The sequence below is a fragment of the Embleya sp. NPDC127516 genome, assembly GCF_044765325.1.
Lineage (GTDB): Bacteria > Actinomycetota > Actinomycetes > Streptomycetales > Streptomycetaceae > Embleya.
In genome coordinates, this window is record NZ_JBIWJT010000026.1 from 120,649 (window position 1) to 137,563 (window position 16,915).

Genomic DNA, 16,915 nt, shown 5'->3' on the forward strand with positions numbered 1-16,915 from the left:
CCTCCATGACCACCTCCTCGTCCTCCTCGACCGGCGCCTCCTCCTCGCCGTCGCCGGCGACGTCCGTGCTGCCGCGGCCGGCTCGGGTCGTCCCGGGCGCGGGCACGTTCACCCCCACCGCGACCACGGGTGTGACCCATCCGCCGGAACTGGCGGCCGAGGCGGCGTGGTTGCGCGGCGCGCTCGGCCCGGCGACCGGATGCCTCCTGGGGTCCGGTCCGGGCATCACGCTGCTGCTCGACCCGGACGCGCTGCCGGCCGAGGGGTACCGGTTGGAGGTCACCGCGACGGCCGTCGAGCTGCGCGGCGGTTCGGCGGCCGGGGTGTTCGCGGGTCTGCAGACGCTGCGCCAACTGCTCCCGGCGGACGCGTTCCGGCGCGCGCGGGTGGGCACGGCCGGGTGGTCGCTGCCGGTGTGCGTGATCGAGGACGAGCCGGCCTTCGCCTGGCGCGGGGTGATGCTGGACGTGGCCCGGCACTTTCTGCCCAAGCAGGACGTGTTGCGCTTCGTGGATCTGATGGCTGTGCACCGGTTGAACGTGCTGCACCTGCATCTGACCGACGACCAGGGCTGGCGGATCGAGGTGCCGGGGTGGCCGCGGCTGACCTCGGTGGGCGCGTGGCGCACGGGCAGCATGCGGGGATCGCGGCAGCACGAGATGTTCGACGAACGTCCGCACGGCGGCTACTACACCGGTGCGGACCTGCGCGAGATCGTCGCGTACGCGGCCGATCGGCACATCACCGTGGTGCCCGAGATCGACCTGCCGGCGCACGTACAGGCGGTGGTGGCGGCCTATCCGTCGCTCGGCGCGGTACCGGTGGAGGGGGTGCGCACCCGGTGGGGCGGGTTGTCCGACGGGGTGCTCGCGCCGACCGAGGAGGCGCTGGGGTTCTGTCGCGACGTGCTGGCCGAGGTGTGCGCGATCTTCCCGTCCCGGTACGTGTGCGTGGGCGGCGACGAGGTGCCGACCGGGCCGTGGGAGCGGATGGGGCACCCCGATCCGGGGTCGCTCGGCGGCTGGTTCGTGGCCAAGTTGGCCAGGATGCTGGCCGCGCGGGGGCGGCGGCTGTTCGGCTGGGACGAGGTCCTGGCGGGCGGCGCGGCGGTGCCGGCGGACGCGCTGATCGGCGGCTGGCGCGGCGAGCACGGCACGATCGCGGCGGCGCGGGCCGGCTTCGAGGTGGTGGCGTGCCCGGACACCTCGGTGTACTTCGACTACCGGCAGAGCGAGGGCGCGGACGAGCCGATTCCGGTCGGGCCGTTGTTGACGTTGGCGGACGTGTACGCCTTCCGGCCGGTGCCCTCGGCGCTGACGGCCGAGGAGGGCGCGCGAGTGCTGGGCGGGCAGGCGCAGATCTGGACCGAGCACATGGACTCGGTCCGGCGGATCGACTACATGGCGTTCCCGAGGTTGTGCGCGTTCGCCGAGGCGGTGTGGTCGGGGCCCGGCGACTTCGCCGAGTTCACGGAGCGGTTGACGTCGGCGCACCTGGCTCGGCTGGACGCGCTGGGGGTGGAGTACCGGCCCTTGGCCGGACCGCATCCGTGGCAGACCCGGCCGGACGCGATCGGGTGGCCTCGGGAGCGGGCGGATCGTGAGGCGGAGTTGTTGGAGTTGACGAGGGACATTCGGCGGGGGGTTTGAGGCGGGACTGGGCGGGGGTTGAGGCGGGGCTGGGGCGGGGGTTGAGGCGGGGCTGGGGCGGGCGGGGCTGGATCGAGGCATTCGAGCCGAGACATCTGACGCCGCGTCAGCTACGGTCGGGCGGTCGGGCTGCGGCGGGCTGCGGGTCGTAGTGCGTCGCGGGACGCGGTGGGCTGCGAGTCGCGTTGCGTTCCGTTGCGGGACGCGATGCGCCGTGGGTCGAGCCGTGGCCGTCGGTCGAAGCGTCGAGAGGTCGAGAGGTCGCCGTCATGTCGTCCGGATACCACGCGATTCCGAATCTGATCGGGCTGTACGCCGAGCGCATCGACGCCGGCGACTACGCGGGCGTGGGCGAGTTGTTCGCGCACGCGGTGATCACCGCCGAGGGCCAGGACCTGAAGGTGGCCGGGGCGGACGCCGCCCGGGCGATGTTCGAGGCGTGGACGCGCCGCTATCCCGACAACGGCACACCGCACACCCGGCACGTGACCACGAACCTGATCCTGGACGTGGACGACGAGGCGGGCACCGGAACGTGCCGCAGCTACGTGACGGTCTTCCAGGCGCTTCCCGACTTCCCGCTCCAACCCGTCTTCACCGGCCGCTACCACGACACCTTCGAACGGCCCGAGGGAACCTGGCGCTTCACCCGGCGCCACATGATCACCGACTATGTGGGCGACCTGAGCCGGCACCTGAACCAGTCGTTGTGACCGGGTGGGCGTGCCCGACTCGTGGTGACGCGCCGAAGCGCGCCCGACCGGACCGGTCGTCGTGACGGAGCGAGGTACACCCGACGGTCGGCCCGATCACACCGGACCGCTCGTGGCGTCCCCGCGGTTCCGGCAGCCGGTGCGGGCCGCGCCCGCTCCGCGCGCCTACTCGAACGTGACGCCCTCCGGTGGTACGTCCACCCGGCTGTCGTCGTCGAGGATCGGGACGCCGAGGCGTTCGTGGGCGATGCGTTGCGCGGCCAGCGCCTGGGGCAGGCGCGCTTCGTAGCCACCGCCGAGGAGTGCGGCGGCTCGGCGCGGGGTGACCAGGGCGCGGCTCCACGACCATCCCGTCGCCGGGTCGGGGGCGAGCGGTCCGAGTGAGGCGATCCGGGCGGCGCTGCGGGACCTGACGTCGCCGCCGTCCGGGTCGGACAGATAGCCCACGTGGGTGGTCTTGCCCAGCACCGCGTTGGCCTCCTCGGCGACCTCGCGCGTCAGGGTCGCGAGCGCGTCCACGTCCTCCGGTTCGGCGCCGCCGCCGGGCAGCGCGTACCCGTCGTCCGGGTCACCGACCAGCAGGACCCGACCCTCCGGGTCGAACAGCCAGCCCGCCGCGCGGCGGACCGGGGCCCCGGCCGGGATCGGTTCGTCCTCGTGCCACACCCGCTCCTTGGCCGGCCGGTACTCGCGCCCGTCGACCACGTACAGACACGCCCCCGACGCGTACGCCTCCAACGCCACCGACACCCGCCGCCGAGTCCGCCCGGCAAAGCGCGGCAGCGCCTGGTCGGGCGTGAGCACGTACACCGCGTGTGACCCGGCGTCGACCGGGACCAGTGCGGCGACCTGCTCGTCGGTCAGCGTCGGCCCGTCGAAGAGGAAGTCGAGCACGACCCGGCCGTACGCCCCGGCCGTCGAGGTGCACACCGCGAGCAACCGGCCGACGGTGAGGTCGAGAGCCAACACCTCCCGCACCGCACGCCGGGCGGCCTCGTGCGGAGCCTCCCCCGGCTCGGCCGTCCCGCCCGGAAGGCCGAGTCCCGGCTTGCGACCGGGATCCAACACCACCAGCCCGCCATGCCGATCGCGCAGCAGGACGGACGCGGCCACCGGCATCCCCGGCGAGGTCGCGTGGTAGTCGATCGGTCCCTGGGATACCGGCTCGTCGTTACCGCTCACGCTCATCCGCTCCCCCGCCGCGTCCGTCGTAGTCGTGGCTCCATCCTGGCCGACGATCGGATGTACCGAATTTCGGGGGCTGGATGCGGGGCCGGATGCGGGGCGAACGTGGGGCGGATGGGCGGGTCCGATGCGCGAGTTCGGCGCGGGTGCCGGGTGCCGGGCACCGGGGCCGGCCGGGTACCGGGGCCGGGTGCCGGGTACCGGGGCCGGGTACCGGGGCCGGGAGTCGGGTACCGGGGCCGGGTACCGGGGCCGGGAGTCGGGTGCGGGAGTCGGCCACGGATGCCGCCGCTACGGGGTGTCGCGCAGCATCTCGATGGCCTCGGTCGGGTCGAGTTCGGTGTCCTTCGCGGGCGCCCACCGCGCGAGGACGTCGGCGGCGCCGAAGGCCATCTCGGCGGGCAGGCCGACGGCCGTCAGGGCCGCGGCGACCTCTCTCATCTCCGGCTCCCAGCGCCAGGCCTTGGCGGCGGCATCCGCGATGTAGTCCGGCTCCGCGAGATGCCGCGTGGAGTGATCCCGGGCGATGTCGAGCAGTTCCGCCCCGACGCCGTATTCGCTCGCCATCGCATGCGCCACGGCGGCAAGCGCCCTGCTCGCCTTCTGATAGCTCGCGAACGACAACTTCAGCCCGGACGCCTGCCCGATCCCGCCGGGAAGGGCTCGCACCCGCACCCTCGTGTCGGCGAACAACTCGGCGACACGAGCCACCTCGTCGCCCGCACCGGACAGGTAGAGGCGAGGAGACCGGGTCGGCGAAGGCGGGGACCCGACCACACCTCCATCGACAACGGCGGCGCCGCCCGCGCCAAGCAGCGCGGCCATGCGCCCCATCCGCTCCGGGCTCACCGCGTTCGCCTCCACGTACAACCCGGCGTATCGCCGCTCGGCGACCGAACGGGCAACCGCCTCCGCCGCCCCGGGAGGGCACAGCGAGATCACACAGGCACAGCGATCGAGCAACTCGTCGAGCTCCTCGACGGGTTCGAGACCGAACCTGTCCGCGCGTGCCGCGGTCGCCGCACCACGACCCGTGGGACACCACAACACGGTGATCCCGCGGCCGGTCAACTCCCCCGCCACCGCCGCGCCCATGCTGCCCGGATGAAGCATTCCGATCGTGGTCATGAGCCCCCTCGAAGCAGGTGGGCCGGGGTGAATCGATCCGGCGCCCGGTCACGCACAGCCTGCCGGATCAGCGCCGCGGACTCGTCCGGCGACGTCCGATCGGTCCGCACGATCACGGACCACCGCACCTCGCGGTGCGCCTCCAGATCGGCGTACGTCTCCTCCCAGACCCGCAACCGAGCATCACCGTCGACATCACCCCGACCGACCGAACGCTCGGCGGTGACGTCCCGCGAACACCACAACAGAACCCGCGTCCAGTGCACCGGATACGCCGCAAGCGCGAAGACCGCGTCGACCTGTCCGACGTGCACCACGGGAACACACCCGCGTGCCGTAAGCCGATCGAGCTCGGGTACGTCCGTCGCGTACTCCGCCCCGTAACGCCGGTTGCCGTGCACGATCAACCCGTCCCGCCGCATCCCCGCCAACACCCGGGAATCCGTCATGCGATACCCGGACGAACGCCCCGGCCCGGCCTTCAACCGCCGGAAGTGAACAAACGCCCCGTCCAACCGCGACAAAGCCGCCGTGACCGTGTCCTTCCCGGCCGCCGGCGGCCCATAAAGAACCACAGCCCCCGAAGTCACCGCCACCCTCCCCACCCACAACCCATGAGCGCAGCAGTATGCCGCCGACCCCACCCCACCCGCCCACCACCCACAACCCGCCGAACGGCCGGCCTCCGGACACGACAAAGGCCCCCGACCAGCGTTTCCGCTGGTCGGGGGCCTTCGTTTCGGTGTGGCGGGTGTTGGGTTCGAACCAACGTAGGCATACACCGGCAGATTTACAGCCCGCCCTACGGATCGCCGCGTCAAGCCGCTGACCAGGGCAAAGAACAGATGAAGGAGCGACTTCGTCGCCCTCACCCATGGATTACCCACCCGTCGTCTTACGTCCGATCGGCATAAGGCTTGCGAACGTGGACCGGAAGACTGCTGAAACATCCGGATGTTTCAGCAGGCTCTTGCCCCTCCGGTACCGGACAGGCCGGACAGCTTCACTCGATGCTGTCCGGCCTGTTTGTGCAGGTCACGGCGATCTCCGGACAGTCGGACAGCGCGGCGCGTAGTTGTCCGATCGCTTGGTTCGATTCGAGCTCGGCGTCTTGACCGCCCGGGCCGCCGTTGTCCTGCCGAGAGGTGGACTTGCGTAGAGACCCGAGCAGGCAGGGAGCTATCCCAGCCGCCCATGCATCGCCCAATGCGTCTGCATCCGACCAGTGGGGATACCCGCGATGGCGGCTGAGCCCCCGGGGTCTCGGTGGAGGTTTCCCACGGCCGAACAGGCAGACGTGATCAGCTAGGGCTGTCCGCCCTACCTTCCAGGTCACAGACACTTCCAGGCACCCGGAACTGGACTTCTTCTAAGCGCCTGCTTCGACTCGTCATCTTGGGAGGCCATCGCACGAAGCGTGTCTTCTGCTAAGCATGGAACTATGTGAGATCAGACGACTTGACCTCGCTCTACTCCTGTTGTGCTTCGATCGTCACAGTAAGCATCTCGACTGCCTATCAGAAGGGCATCCAATGTCGTCACCCAGCCCGTCGAATCCGTCACTCACAAGTGAGGAAATTAAGCATCTTGAATTCATTCAAGCCATAGTTGCAAGATTGGGAAATGGCTCATTCCTCATCAAAGGATGGACCATGACAATTGCTGGCGCCTTCTTCGGTATTTCTGCAAGCAATTCGAGCTGGAAAGTTGCAGTCGTTGGACTCATGCCAATCGTGGGATTCTGGCTACTTGATAGCTACTATCTTCGGCAAGAGCGGCTCTTTCGAAAATTGTACGACGACGTCAGAAACCCTACGGTTCCGACAGATCTCTTCGCCATGAATGTGCAACCCTACCTTGCAGTCGTCCCATGGAAGCGTGTCATCTGGTCGCATACGATGGTGAATTTCTATGGAATTCTCGCCATCGTAAATGTTCTACTGATAACAGCGATTGCGATTCATGTCGCTCGCTGAATGCAAATGAGGGACCCCGGCATCAAATCGATGCCGGGGTCCCTCTTGACGTATTCAGTGGAAGGGTGCCCGACTCAGGCCTGATTGCGGATCACAATCGACTCTTCCACCCAACGTTCAAGGTTCTTCTTAATGTGATCGTACACAAGAGTGCTCGTACTGTATGGCGGGTCATATACCTTTACTACGGATGACAGCTTTCTTCCATCCTGAAGGTTGATTCCAGCAAACGGGTTACTTCCCTTCGGTGACTGCTGTTGCTGAAAATTCTTGAGGTTGTGGATATGGATTCCTACAAGCCCCTTACCGCTATCCCAAGATTTCCGGATCTCGTAGTTGATCCACTTGCGGCCAGCTGTGGCGCTCCCGATTAGCACCACCGTGGCCGAGCGACCAGATAGCTGCCCATCAATCCATCGCTGGATCGCAGCATCACCGCCAGCCTTCACTGTCTCCCATGCGTTGTCCGAAATAGTGTGGCTGCCCTCAACCACTGCCGAATTGCGGACTTGTGCAGTTCGCACGCAATCGGGCACATAATGGAAGCTGTAGAAGACTTTTCTAGCCATGACACTCCCGCATGAAGTCACTGATTCACTGCGTCCCCTTGAGATCGATCCCCGGGAACCAAGGGCACGGTACAACCCCACGCCGACAGTCCGAAGCATTTTGGATAAAATGCGTGGTCAGAGGCTTGTCCACGAGCCGGGTGCAACGAGACGGACATACTTTTGATCGGCTCGGGAATGGTTCCTCCGAAGGAGTTCCCCCGAGAGGTTGGGATCAAAATGGAGCAAGATATCGCCAATCGCGATTGTGAGTTTTGCAAAATCGCTGCCCGCCAAGCGAAAGCAGTGGTCGTTCACGAATCGCCGGACACTCTAGCCTTCTTTCCTCGAAGGCCCGCAGCAAAAGGCCATGTACTGGTAATCCCTAAGGCCCACGTCTCTGACCTGTGGCACATTCCATCAAATTATCTACAAACAGTCATGAAGTCAGTTTCACTGGTTGCACAAGGGCTCAGAATCGCACTCGCGCCGGATGGGATTAATCTCATCAACTCAACCGGGAAAGCAGCTTCGCAAACTGTTTTTCATTTTCACATGCACTTGGTGCCAAGATGGGAGAATGACGGGTTTGCGGATCTTTGGCTCTCTAGTCATAGCATACGAGAAGAGGAAGCTGATGCATTGGCCAGAAAAATCGAGAACGGAATCACAGAAAGGATAGGTATGATCGGGAAATCAACCTGCGCCCAGTGACAGCAAAGGGACCTAGTGGCTTAGCGTTCCCTACCGCGCCACACTGCCATGTCTGAGATTAGGTGAACTCCATCATGCACACGAATGGCAGGAAACGCTCCTTCGGATAGCGCGTCCGTTACGCGAACTGCGAATGCTTCGGTCATGAATCCATCGAGGACTTCGCGTGAGGCCCATTTGAATTCTGACACCTCTTCATTCAACTTCAATTTTCCCGCTACGATGTTGCATCGAAAAACTAGGGAAACCACACCTAGCCTAATGTTCTTATAAACACCCGTGAGTCTGATCGCTTCGATCTCTAGTCCTGTCTCTTCTTTCATTTCACGCGCGAGACCTTCGGGAATTGATTCATGCATCTCAAGTACGCCACCGGGGGCTTGCCACTGCCCATTATCTCGACGCTTTGTAATTAGGCAACGATCCGTGCCATCGACGATGACACCAGCCACGCTTACCGAGTGCCGTGCGGAACTGGAACTCATCACGGTCCTATGCTCCGAAGTGGGTGCAGTATGCAATGGTGGCGTCATCATGGGGCTTGCCACGGAACTTTCCAGGCTGAGTCATACGCTCAGCGTCTCGAACAGCGTTGACAGCTGCGGAAGGCCCGGCAGCCTCCAAGACGTCAAGGAGTTGGCTCCACTCCCATTCATACCGCTCAACAAGGCGCGACATGCCATCCGTCATTACCGCAACACGGCGCACATCCGCGGCAAGAACAGAACCGGTAATCGCATATTTCGCCGCTTCCGGCTTCGTACTCGCGACCCAGAAGCCGCCCGGCTGGTTCCGGACCTCTTGAAGGATCTCGCGCGTGTACCCCGGGAGATGCGCCGTCGCGTCATCGTTGATCGGACGGATGTCGCCGGACGTCGTCTCGATAACGATCGGGGAATCGCAGAGCACAAGATAGTCGACCAAGCCACCGCGGTTGCGGAGCAGAGCAACCGTAGTGGACGGGCTGTTCGGGTTGGTCAAGTCGCACGTGTCGGCGTGGAGGTCGCAGACTGCGGCGATGCCGTCGGCAAGGATCTCGGCGAGGGGTGCGCCGTCATCCGTGATGAGTCGAGCCGACAGTTGGGCGGCTAGGCGGCTCACCACCCACGGGACGTCGTGGACGCATCCCGTGTCCAGGCCGTTCGCGGTCGCGCCGTCCAGCACGATGACGAATCGTTCGCTGGCCACGACGGAGTCATCGTTGATGCCGCCTGGAGACGGTTCGCTGATGTGGCTGACCTGCAAGGTTCTTCCTGTCTACTCGGGTGCGGCGAATTCGTAGCAGAACACGTGGCTGTCGCCGGACACCACGGACTCCAGTACTTCGAGCGGTCCACTCGATCCGAAGGCGATCCGCCGTAGCTCGGCGACGGGCGTTCCGGGAGTAAGGCGCAGGCCCTGCACCTCAGCCGGGGTTGGCATCCGGATTCGGATCTCTTCCCGGAACCGCTCGAGAGCGAGCCCCTTTTCTTCCAGCCGGGCGTAACTGCCACCAGGCCCGGTGTCTGGGGTTCGGATCGCTGTGTCCTCGACGGTGTCTAGGCGGTAGTAGCTGTCTGCGAGCTGGGTTGGCGTGTCGGCTACCCAGTTGCGGCGCCGGCGAACGAAGACGGTTGCGCCGGTGTCCACGCCGAGCCACTCGGCGACCCACTCGGGTGCGGGGACGTCGGCAAGCTCAAGAACCTCTTGCCCCCATTTCAGGCCCTGCTGCTCTATCTCGGCCTCGAAGGCTGACTTGCCCTCAGCGCGCGTCTGTCGAGAGAACCGGTGAGACCCGAGACGGATCGTGGGCGGCTGTCGCTTCACGTAGACGCCCTTCCCCCTCTCGGCGACCACAAGGCCCTCTTCCTTGAGGAGCCGCACGGCTTGTCGAGCGGTAGCTGGCGCCGTTCCGAAGCGTCCTACCAGCATCTTTTCCGAGGGGAGCGCGTCACCAGGCGCCAGGCGTCCGCTAGTGATCTCTTCCCTGAGTTCGTCGGCAATCTGCCGTGACGGCGAGCGCGGATCGGTCGGATCAATGGCCATGCGAGCAATCCTAGGTGACTTCACTAGTGAGGTATTGCGGTCTTGCGCTCTGTGGCGCTACTGTCACATCACTGCCTCACTAGTGAGGTGGTGAACCAAGATTCGTGCACGTCAGACGTGTTCCGGGGCGGCTGCCGGTCCTTGCCGGGAGGCAGCCGCCCCGTGGGCCGTGACCTTCCTGAGAGGAGCACGACCGTGAGAACCATTGTGAACGGCCGACTGGCCGTGTCGAGTTTCGAGTTCACCGAGTTGGCGCTGGGCGTCGACGCGGAGCTGTTCACGGGTGTCGACGGGGAGTCCGCCGAGGAGCGGGCCGCTCGGGTCGACGCCGCGCACGACATCCTGACCGCGTTGCGGCGCGAGGACCCCGAGTTGGCCGCCTACGCCGCGCAGTTGCTCGGTGAGGCGCCCCGCGTTCTGGTCATGCCGCAGCGTGTGATTGCTCGGCGGTGGGCCGCGTGAGCGCCGATCCGGGTACGTTCGCCGCCGTCGGGTTCGCGTTGTACGCCGCGCACATGGTGGGTGACCACTGGGTGCAGCGCGAGAAGGAGGCGCTCGGCAAGGGCGCGGCCGGTTGGTCGGGTCGCTATCTCGCCGCGCAGCACGTCGTGTCGTTGACGGCGACCAAGCTGCTGTTCCTGGGCGCCGTGTGGCTGGTGTTCGGGCTGTCGCTGAACCCGTTCGCGGTGGTTGTCGGCCTGGTGGTGGACGCGTTGTCGCACTGGTGGGCGGACCGTCGGCACACGCTCGCCAAGCTGGCCCGTCGGGTCGGCAAGGGCGGTTGGTGGGATCACGACCCGCAGGCGCCGTACCTGCTCGATCAGTCCTGGCACATCGGGTGGCTGTTCGTCGCCGCCCTGATCGTCACGGGGGTGACGTCATGACCGACACCGTGTACTCGATGCGCGCCGGCCGACAGCTCGACAAGGCCAAGGTCGCCGAAGCGCAGGCCGCCGCGCAGGCCAAGCTGGCCGCATCGGCGCTCGCGCAGGCCGAAGCCGCCGCGCGGATCGCCACTGTTCGGCGCGAGGCCGAGCGCACCGCACGGGAGGGTGCCGAGCAGGACAAGGCGGCTGCCCGCGCCGCCCGGAACCTTCGGTGGCGCAAACGCCTGGACGCGGTTCTCGTTCGCCGTGACTTTGTGATGGTCACGGCGATGATGGCCGCTTCGGTGGGCACCGCGTGGCCCGCTCAGATGTCGTTCTATCTCGCGCTCGGCATGAATCCCGCGCTCGCGGTGCTGGTCACGTCGATGTCCGAAGGCGCGGCCTGGGCCGGTGCCGCGATGGCGTCCAAGGCGATCGAGTCGGGGCGGCCCGCCGGCCTGTACCGGGTGATCACGTGGGGTTCGGCACTTGCCGCCGCGGCGTTGAACGTGGCGCACACGTACCACCGGAGCATCCCGCTGGCGATCGTGCTGGGGATCGCGTCGATGCTCGGCGTGCTGCTGTGGGAGTCGTACGCGCACAGTCAGGCCGAGCACGCCGGCGGGAAGACCGGCGCGCAACTGCGCGCCGACCTCTACCGCAAGGCGCGGTTCCGCCGGGTGAGTCGACGCATGCGAGACCTGCTCGCGTCCGTGCCCGGTCTGACGGAGGACGCGGCGTGGATCATCGCGTGGCGGGCGATCCACGGTGCCGACCCTGGGGTGACCCGTCGGACGCTCAAGCGTCACCAAAAGGCCGCCAAGCGGGTGCGTGAACTGCTCGCCAAGGCGCCCGAGTCGACGGCCGAGCCGGTCGCGCTTTCGGTGGTCCAGACGCCGACCGCGACGCTCGCGGACGTCGCTCCGGGCGGGTCGGTGCTCGTCTCGGACGAAGCCGTTCGGGACGCGCTCATCCTGGCGTTCGACTCGGCCCGGCCGGTCGCCGAACTGCTCGGCAGGGTCCACTCGACCGCCCCGACCGACGGGGAGCAGTCGACCCCTGATCAGCACATTTCTATACAAAAGGGTTCACCTGAGTCGGGGGTGAGTCGGTCGACCGGTGCGCGTCCGCGCAGGGCGACCGGCAAGGTCCCGGCCGCTGCGAAGTCGACCGAACGCGCCCGCACAACCGATGAACTTCTCTCCCTCGCTCGGGAGTTGACCGCCGATTGGCCGGCCGACCGACTGACGGGTGAGGCGGTCCGCAAGGCGGTGCGCACCTCCGCTTCGAAGGGCCGGACGCTCCGGGACGCGCTGCTCGCCGAGCGCACGGCCGCCGGTCTGCACCTGGTGGTCGACCCCGACGCCGCGGCCCAGGGCTGATGGCCCGGTTCCGGGCAAGGTTCTGGGACCCGACCGGCGCCCGCCACGGCATCCCCACCTACCCGTGGCGGGCCGCGCCCGAAGGGCTCATGACCCGCCGTCAACTCCGCGCCGAAGGGCTCCGGCCCGGCGGTCAGGAACCGGCCGCGCAACTCATGTGGCAGAGCCGATCGCGCGGAGTGCGAGTCGCGTACCTGTACCGCGTCGACCGAGCCCGCCCGGTCCGGCCGATGACCGACGGACGGCACCGGGCGCTCGCCGCGGCGATGCGGGCCCGCCGTACCTGCCCGACCTGCCGCGCCGACGCCGGCTACGTCATCTCGACCTCGCTCGGATGCTGCGTGACCTGCGCCCACCCCGAGGAACAGCGCGCCGCCTGACCCATCGGACAACTCCAGGGAGTGCCCCATGAGCACCACGACCCTGAACGCCACCGGCCCGGACTTCGAGGGCGTCCACCAGGGCGACACCCTCACCGCCGAGCTTCCGCCCCGATGCCACGAGACAACCATGCGCGACCTGTCCGAGGACGAGGACGCCGAGCTGCGCGCCGACATGGACGCCGGCCTCATCGGTCGGTGGCAGTGCTGGCACTGCGACTGCGAGATCTACACCAACGCCCGGGGCGTGGTCACCGAGCCCCCGTACGACGCCTGCGGCGATCACTGCTTCTGCCACTGACTGTCTCGAAGACCGCGGGCCCCGGCCACGCCTGGCAGCAACCGCCGGGGCCCGCCCTCCCCAAAGAGGAGAGATCCAGCATGACGCACGAGACCATCAACACATCCGAACCCGAGGGCGCCACCGCCGATCCGGTCGGCGGCGAGGTGATCCCGCTGCGCAAGCGCGACCGGGACGCGTTCGGCGAGTGGGTGGCGGAACTGCCGGACCCCGACGCGGAGGCCGCCGAGCTGGGCGACGTGGCCGAGGGTCAGGTGGTCGACCTGCCGGAGCAGGTCTACCCGCTGTCGCTCGCCGAGATGATGAAGGCCAAGGACGAGGCGCGGCGGCCGGTGCTGCCGAAGTGGCTCACGATCGACGCCGAACGTCGGGCGTTCGCCCGGTGGTTGGTGCACCACTACCGGGAGACGGGCGCGTATCACCTGGTGCGGGTGCCGGTGTACTCGGCCAAGCTCACCGCATACGCGCCGCGGGGTGCGTGGCGGTGGTCGACGGCGACGTGCCGGTGGGTCTTCGACGCCGAGGGCGCGCCGATCCGTGCCGCCGCCGTTCAGGCCGCAGACGCGGCCGAATATCTGCGGTTGTCGAAGCAGCGCAATGGACGGGTGAAGTTGCGGGCCACCATCGCCCTGCTCGTGAGTGTGCTGGGCCTGGTGTTGGCGCTTGCGGTGTGGGTGCTGGCTCCCGCGTGGGTGGAGGTTCTCGGCGTGGCGGCGACGGTTGCGGTTCTGGGGTGGGCGGGTACGCCGGCGGATCGTCCGGTGATCGAGGGTGCGCGGGTGAAGTTCCGGGCGCGCAAGCTCACCTCGGACATCGTGGTTCGGGCGTTCGTATCCGCCGGGCTGACGACGAAGGATCGGGGGATCGCGTTCCCGAAGCCGATCGTGCAGGAGGGCGACGGGTGGCGGGTGGTGGTCGACCTGCCCTACGGCAAGACGTTCGCCGACGCTCTCAACGCACAGGACCGTCTCGCGTCCGGCATCGACGTGGCACCCACTCAGGTCTTCCTCGACAAGGACGTCACCAGCGCCCGGCGGGTGTCGATGTGGGTCGCCGGGACGGACCCGCTCGCCGTCTCCCCGGGGCGTACGCCGCTGTTGCTCACGGATCGGGTGGACTTCTGGAAGCCGATTCCGTGGGGCCGCGACGAGCGCGGCAACGAGGTGATGGTGACCATGCTGTGGCTGTCGCTGCTGGTCGGTGCGGTGCCCCGGCAGGGCAAGACGTTCTCGGCGCGCACGATCGCGCTCGCCGCGGCGCTGGACCCGTTCGTGCGGATCGTGCTCTTCGACGGGAAGGCGTCGCCGGACTGGCGCGGGTTCAGGAAGATCGCGCACCGGATCGGGTTCGGCATCGTCCCGCGTGACGGGGTGGACCCGGTGGAGCACTTCGTGGATTCGCTCACCGAGTTGAAGGCGGACGTGGAGGACCGCTACCACCGGCTGTCCGAGATGCCGCTGAACGTGTGCCCGGAAGGCAAGCTCACCCCGGAGATCTCCCGGAACAAGCGCCTGAACATGCCGCTCACGGTCGTGATCGTGGACGAAGTCCAGGAATATCTCCAGCACCCCACGCACGGGAAGCTGATCCTCGAACTGCTCGTCTACCTGGCGCGGGTGGCCCCGGCGGTGGGTGTGTCGGTACTGGTGGCCACGCAGAAGCCGGACGACAAGGCGTGCCCGTCGGTACTGCGCGACCAGCACCAGGCCCGCTTCAGTCTCAAGGTCGGCTCGTGGCAGGTCTCGGACGTCGTGCTGGGCGCGGGTGCGTACAGCGAAGGGCTCGACGCATCGCGGCTGTTGCGCTCCCACAAGGGCGTGGGTGTGCTGCGCGGGATGACGGACGAGGCCGGGATCGTGCGCACCTACCTCGCCGACGGCTCCGACGCCGAGGTCATCCTCACCCGCGCGCTCGCCCTGCGCACCGACGAGGGGACCTTGTCCGGCGACGCGATCGGCGAGGCCGCGGCCGGCGCCGAGTCGGGCTCGATCCTGGACGACGTCGCCGCCGTGCTCGGCCGCGGCGAGGACAAGGTGTGGTCCGAGACCATCGTGGACCGCCTCGCCGAACTGAGCCCGGAGACGTACGGGCCGTGGGCCGCGTTGGAGCCCAAGCCCAAAGCCGAACAGCTCACCAACGCGCTCAAGCCGTACGGCATCACCACGGAACAGATCAGCCGGCGAGTGGACGGCAAGACCGTCAACCGGCGCGGCATCCTCCGGGAGCACATCGCCGCCGCAATCACGGAGCGCAACCGAAACCGCGTCGCCGACTAGGTTCCGCCGGTCGCTTGCGCAAGCACGAATCCTCGCTTGCGCAAGCGACCCTGCTAGCGACCCAAACAGCACCTGATCAGGACGCTATCGACTAGCGGCCTTCCCCTCGCACACCCCGAAACAGGCTCCAGGAGGCTCCTCATGGCACTCGCCGCACTTGCCACCCTCGCCACCCTGCTTGCGACCGTGGGTTACAGCCTGCTGTGCCTCGTCTCGCCGTTCGGCCCCTGCCGACGCTGCGAGGGCACCGGCAACCACACCTCTTGGCGGGACAAGCGCCGCGCCGCGAACGGCACACCGAGCAAGCCCAAGCGCCGCAGCATCCGCAAGCCGTGCCGCCACTGCAAGGGCACCGGCGCCCGGCTGCGCATCGGCCGCCGCATCCACAACCACGCCCGGCGCCTGCACGCCGACGGCATCCGCTGACCCACGCTCCTCCGACCACCAGTCAGGAGACCAGCCATGACCGCTCTCGCCGCCGGTGGCTCCACCGTCGTCATCGGCCTGCCCGTGATCCTGCTCGCCGCCGCGTTCCTCCTGCTCGCCGGGAACAAGGCGCCCAAGCTCGCCGGATTCTGCCTGTTCGTCGCCGGAGTCAACCTCTCCGCCACGGCGTTCGCCGCCTCGCTCAACGACTCCACCGGCACCCTCGTCGCCGGCCTGGTCGACGCGCTCACGTCCGCCATCGCCTGACCGAACGGAGCACCCGCCCGTGCGCATCCGCCGCTGGTTCATCTACCGCGCCCACCGCGAAATCCGCATCGAACGCGGGGCCGACCCCAACTGCCGCTACTGCGAAGGCGTCGGCGGCTGGTTCGGCGCCCATGACGTCTACCCGGAACCCGACCTCGAAGTCTGCCCGTGCAACGACGGGCCGCGCGTCCGCATCCCGCTGTGGCGCCGCTCGCCGGCCTCGTACAGCACCGAACCGCCGTTCTAGCCCCGCCCCGGGGCGACCGTCTTCCGGCAAGTCGCCGGCCGCCCCGGGCTCCCGAACCACAACAGGAAACAGGAGACATCCAGCATGACAGAGCCCATCCGAGAACTGTCCGTCCCGAACGGACCGCTCGACACCGGACCGCTCGGCATCCCCCGCCAGAGCACCGCCGAGAATCGCGCCCTGCTGTACCGCGTTTTGTCCGACGCCGGTGTGGAACTCGGCACGTACGACCGGCGCATCGTGGACTGGCTCGGCGACTGGGACAGCCCCACCACCTTGACCGTCGCCTCGCTCATCGCCCGCGCCTCGGACCCCGACGGTCGGTCCGACATGTACCGCTCGCTCGCGGACGCCATCACCTCGACCATGGCCTACCCGGACGACTGGGACGGCTACGCGCCCGAACACGTCCGCCTCGCGGAGTACGTCGCCACCCTCGCCGAGTACTTCGGGCGCACCGAGTGAACGCCGCGACCGGCCCGCGTATCGGGTCACTGTGCACGGGATACGGCGGCCTGGACGACGCCGTACACGCCGTGCTCGGCGGCGAGACCGCGTGGCACGCCGACAACGACCCCGGGGCGAGCGCGATCCTGGCGCACCACTGGCCGCGCACGCCCAACCTCGGCGACATCACCGCGCTCGACTTCCGCACCGTGGCGCCGGTTGACGTGCTCACCGCGGGGTGGCCGTGTCAGCCCTCCAGCATGGCCGGCAAGCGCGCCGGAACGGCCGATGAGAGGTGGATCTTCGATGCGATCCTCAACGCTGCTCGCGACCTGGACCCACGACCCCGGCTGCTCGTGCTCGAAAACGTCCCCGGGCTGCTCAC

22 protein-coding genes are annotated in these 16,915 nt (G+C 67.7%); 15 read left to right on the forward strand and 7 right to left on the reverse strand.

What is annotated here, in order from left to right:
• The first annotated feature begins 5 nt into the window (after positions 1-5).
• Both ACIRL2_RS37520 and ACIRL2_RS37525 read left to right on the forward strand, forming a co-directional pair.
• Positions 6-1,649: a beta-N-acetylhexosaminidase gene (locus ACIRL2_RS37520; RefSeq protein ID WP_402238291.1), complete on the forward strand. Its 1,644-nt coding sequence runs from the start codon at positions 6-8 to the stop codon at positions 1,647-1,649.
• 269 nt (positions 1,650-1,918) lie between these two features.
• Positions 1,919-2,362 carry a nuclear transport factor 2 family protein gene (locus ACIRL2_RS37525; protein ID WP_395871747.1) on the forward strand — a complete coding sequence of 148 codons (444 nt, stop codon included), beginning with the start codon at positions 1,919-1,921 and terminating at the stop codon, positions 2,360-2,362.
• A gap of 165 nt (positions 2,363-2,527) precedes the next feature.
• Here ACIRL2_RS37525 and ACIRL2_RS37530 read toward each other — a convergent pair whose 3' ends face one another.
• The 3 genes from ACIRL2_RS37530 to ACIRL2_RS37540 form a co-directional block, all read right to left on the reverse strand.
• A complete protein-coding gene (locus tag ACIRL2_RS37530; protein ID WP_402238294.1) occupies positions 2,528-3,544 on the reverse strand; it encodes an NUDIX hydrolase in 1,017 nt (338 codons plus the stop codon).
• A 294-nt stretch (positions 3,545-3,838) separates the two neighbouring features.
• Positions 3,839-4,675, reverse strand: a complete 837-nt coding sequence (locus ACIRL2_RS37535; protein ID WP_395871751.1) for a DUF1932 domain-containing protein — start codon at positions 4,673-4,675, stop codon at positions 3,839-3,841.
• On the reverse strand, positions 4,672-5,124 hold the full coding sequence (locus ACIRL2_RS37540; protein ID WP_402238298.1) for a guanylate kinase: 453 nt from the start codon (positions 5,122-5,124) through the stop codon (positions 4,672-4,674). The genes ACIRL2_RS37535 and ACIRL2_RS37540 overlap by 4 nt, the downstream gene beginning before the upstream one ends.
• 1,203 nt (positions 5,125-6,327) lie before the next feature.
• On the opposite strand from ACIRL2_RS37540, the gene ACIRL2_RS37545 reads away from it, so the two are divergent.
• Positions 6,328-6,651, forward strand: a complete 324-nt coding sequence (locus ACIRL2_RS37545) for a hypothetical protein (protein ID WP_402238301.1) — start codon at positions 6,328-6,330, stop codon at positions 6,649-6,651.
• Positions 6,652-6,725: 74 nt separating this feature from the next.
• Here the strand turns inward: ACIRL2_RS37545 and ACIRL2_RS37550 are convergent, their stop codons facing one another.
• Positions 6,726-7,220, reverse strand: coding sequence for a TIR domain-containing protein (locus ACIRL2_RS37550; protein ID WP_402238303.1), 495 nt, complete (start codon positions 7,218-7,220; stop codon positions 6,726-6,728).
• Between the two features lie 219 nt (positions 7,221-7,439).
• Here ACIRL2_RS37550 and ACIRL2_RS37555 point away from each other — a divergent pair, with 219 nt between their 5' ends.
• The gene (locus tag ACIRL2_RS37555) at positions 7,440-7,913 is read left to right on the forward strand and encodes an HIT family protein (protein ID WP_402238306.1); all 474 of its coding nucleotides are present in this window, start codon (positions 7,440-7,442) and stop codon (positions 7,911-7,913) included.
• A 20-nt stretch (positions 7,914-7,933) separates the two neighbouring features.
• Here ACIRL2_RS37555 and ACIRL2_RS37560 read toward each other — a convergent pair whose 3' ends face one another.
• Genes ACIRL2_RS37560 through ACIRL2_RS37570 form a run of 3 tightly spaced genes read right to left on the reverse strand, consistent with a single transcriptional unit; the run spans position 7,934 to position 9,938 of the window.
• A complete protein-coding gene (locus tag ACIRL2_RS37560; protein WP_402238341.1) occupies positions 7,934-8,449 on the reverse strand; it encodes an NUDIX hydrolase in 516 nt (171 codons plus the stop codon).
• On the reverse strand, positions 8,406-9,158 hold the full coding sequence (locus tag ACIRL2_RS37565; protein ID WP_402238308.1) for a protein phosphatase 2C domain-containing protein: 753 nt from the start codon (positions 9,156-9,158) through the stop codon (positions 8,406-8,408). The genes ACIRL2_RS37560 and ACIRL2_RS37565 overlap by 44 nt, the downstream gene beginning before the upstream one ends.
• 12 nt (positions 9,159-9,170) lie before the next feature.
• Positions 9,171-9,938: a GntR family transcriptional regulator gene (locus tag ACIRL2_RS37570; RefSeq protein WP_402238311.1), complete on the reverse strand. Its 768-nt coding sequence runs from the start codon at positions 9,936-9,938 to the stop codon at positions 9,171-9,173.
• A gap of 195 nt (positions 9,939-10,133) precedes the next feature.
• Between ACIRL2_RS37570 and ACIRL2_RS37575 the strand changes: the two genes are divergently transcribed.
• From ACIRL2_RS37575 to ACIRL2_RS37625, 11 genes are all read left to right on the forward strand, one after another.
• Positions 10,134-10,400, forward strand: a complete 267-nt coding sequence (locus ACIRL2_RS37575) for a hypothetical protein (protein ID WP_402238313.1) — start codon at positions 10,134-10,136, stop codon at positions 10,398-10,400.
• Positions 10,397-10,822, forward strand: a complete 426-nt coding sequence (locus ACIRL2_RS37580) for a DUF3307 domain-containing protein (RefSeq protein WP_402238315.1) — start codon at positions 10,397-10,399, stop codon at positions 10,820-10,822. Before ACIRL2_RS37575 ends, ACIRL2_RS37580 begins: the two co-directional genes overlap by 4 nt.
• On the forward strand, positions 10,819-12,186 hold the full coding sequence (locus ACIRL2_RS37585) for a hypothetical protein (RefSeq protein WP_402238317.1): 1,368 nt from the start codon (positions 10,819-10,821) through the stop codon (positions 12,184-12,186). The genes ACIRL2_RS37580 and ACIRL2_RS37585 overlap by 4 nt, the downstream gene beginning before the upstream one ends.
• A complete protein-coding gene (locus tag ACIRL2_RS37590) occupies positions 12,186-12,566 on the forward strand; it encodes an RRQRL motif-containing zinc-binding protein (protein ID WP_402238319.1) in 381 nt (126 codons plus the stop codon). Before ACIRL2_RS37585 ends, ACIRL2_RS37590 begins: the two co-directional genes overlap by 1 nt.
• Before the next feature lie 28 nt (positions 12,567-12,594).
• Positions 12,595-12,867, forward strand: coding sequence for a hypothetical protein (locus ACIRL2_RS37595; protein WP_402238322.1), 273 nt, complete (start codon positions 12,595-12,597; stop codon positions 12,865-12,867).
• Positions 12,868-12,947: 80 nt separating this feature from the next.
• Entirely contained in the window at positions 12,948-15,143 is a 2,196-nt protein-coding gene (locus ACIRL2_RS37600; protein ID WP_402238324.1) for a cell division protein FtsK, read from the forward strand.
• 141 nt (positions 15,144-15,284) lie between these two features.
• A complete protein-coding gene (locus ACIRL2_RS37605; RefSeq protein WP_402238327.1) occupies positions 15,285-15,569 on the forward strand; it encodes a hypothetical protein in 285 nt (94 codons plus the stop codon).
• Positions 15,570-15,605: 36 nt separating this feature from the next.
• Complete coding sequence (locus tag ACIRL2_RS37610) at positions 15,606-15,836, forward strand: hypothetical protein (RefSeq protein WP_402238330.1); 231 nt, start codon at positions 15,606-15,608, stop codon at positions 15,834-15,836.
• A gap of 19 nt (positions 15,837-15,855) precedes the next feature.
• Entirely contained in the window at positions 15,856-16,083 is a 228-nt protein-coding gene (locus tag ACIRL2_RS37615) for a hypothetical protein (RefSeq protein ID WP_402238333.1), read from the forward strand.
• 84 nt (positions 16,084-16,167) lie between these two features.
• A complete protein-coding gene (locus tag ACIRL2_RS37620; protein WP_402238336.1) occupies positions 16,168-16,548 on the forward strand; it encodes a hypothetical protein in 381 nt (126 codons plus the stop codon).
• Positions 16,545-16,915: DNA cytosine methyltransferase (locus tag ACIRL2_RS37625; RefSeq protein WP_402238338.1), on the forward strand; the 371-nt coding region annotated here is incomplete at its 3' end. The genes ACIRL2_RS37620 and ACIRL2_RS37625, both read left to right, overlap by 4 nt.